This is a genomic window from Pantoea sp. AG702, from assembly GCF_003182295.1.
Classification (GTDB): Bacteria; Pseudomonadota; Gammaproteobacteria; order Enterobacterales; family Enterobacteriaceae; genus Pantoea; species Pantoea ananatis.
The window spans coordinates 1-1131 of the sequence record NZ_QGTU01000022.1; the positions used below are offsets into that span (position 1 = coordinate 1).

The window sequence follows — 1131 nt, forward strand, 5'->3', positions numbered from 1 at the left end:
CCGGCACAATTGACTTACTGAAAACGACCACACAGGAAGCCGACATGACCGACACCGCTTTATCCCTTCCCGCCGCCACGCAGGCCGCGCTTGATAAGGTCAGCACCGCTAAGGCGGCATGGCTTGAGGCCCGTCGCGTGCAGGCCGCCGCCGCTGAAAATGCCGAAACCATCCGCCAGCGCCGGGCGGAAACCGAAGCCACCGCGAACGCGCAGAACGACGAGTGGCGCGCCCTGTTCCGCGACAGCAGCGGAGCCATGACGCCGGAAATGCGCGCGCTGCGCACCGAAATCGCGCTGAACCGCGAGACGCTGGAGGAGTTCGACGCGCTGCTGGCCTCCCACGCCGAAGAAACGGCCTGCCTGCCGTTTGAGACCGCCGACCGGGCGCAGGAGTACATCAGCGCCCACAACAGCCTGGTTGAGCTGCGCGCCATGCAGCTCTGGCAGGACTTCATGCGTGACCACGGCCAGCCGCTGATTCAGACGCTGAGCCTGCTGCACATCACGCTGGGCCGTCAGGCCGCGCTGGTCACCGGCGTGGTGGACTCCGTGAACGACCCCGACAGCGTGCTGAAGAACTTCATCAAGCGCCACATCACTGAACCGGCGGTTTCCGGTGAGGCCATGCCCGACAGCGACCCGGTGTTCCGCCTGTGCGGCGTGACCCCCGACGCCACCGCCAGGGCTGATGCGGGCCGCACCCTGTCACCGGCCGCCCGTCATAAGGCCAGAATCCGCCTGGAGTTAAAGCAGAAGGAAAGCCGCTGATGGCCCTGAAATGTCCCGAATGCGGTCAGGTGGCCCACACCCGCACCAGCGCCTACGAGGCCCCGTCCGTCAAGCGCACCTGGTATCAGTGCCAGAACCTCGACTGCTCCTGCACGTTCACTGCGCTGGAGAGCGTCGAGAAAATCATAATGAAGCCCAACAGGCCCGTGGCGGCAGAGCCGGAGCCGGAAAATGATGCGCCGGTGCGCCAGCCGCAGACGCTGGGCCGCTACGGCTCCGCCTGCACCCGTAAAGACCGCCACGCACAGCCCTGACAGAGAGGAAAAGACATGACACAGAAGCAGATGACCGACGAACAGATTAAGGCAACCGGCCAGTACGTGGGCCAGCTTGTGGCACG

2 protein-coding genes are annotated in these 1131 nt (G+C 65.2%); both read left to right on the top strand.

From position 1 onward, the window contains the following. Nucleotides 1-44 precede the first annotated feature (44 nt). Nucleotides 45-770 carry a septation initiation protein gene (locus tag DFO57_RS22530; protein WP_110016040.1) on the top strand — a complete coding sequence of 242 codons (726 nt, stop codon included), beginning with the start codon at nucleotides 45-47 and terminating at the stop codon, nucleotides 768-770. Then, nucleotides 770-1045 carry an ogr/Delta-like zinc finger family protein gene (locus tag DFO57_RS22535; RefSeq protein WP_110016039.1) on the top strand — a complete coding sequence of 92 codons (276 nt, stop codon included), beginning with the start codon at nucleotides 770-772 and terminating at the stop codon, nucleotides 1043-1045. The genes DFO57_RS22530 and DFO57_RS22535 overlap by 1 nt, the downstream gene beginning before the upstream one ends. Nucleotides 1046-1131: the final 86 nt, after the last annotated feature.

Coding starts and splice junctions, on each gene's coding strand:
- DFO57_RS22535 (WP_110016039.1), top strand. CDS start 770: ATGGCCCTGAAATGTCCCGAATGCGGTCAGGTGGCCCACACCCGCACC.
- DFO57_RS22530 (WP_110016040.1), top strand. CDS start 45: ATGACCGACACCGCTTTATCCCTTCCCGCCGCCACGCAGGCCGCGCTT.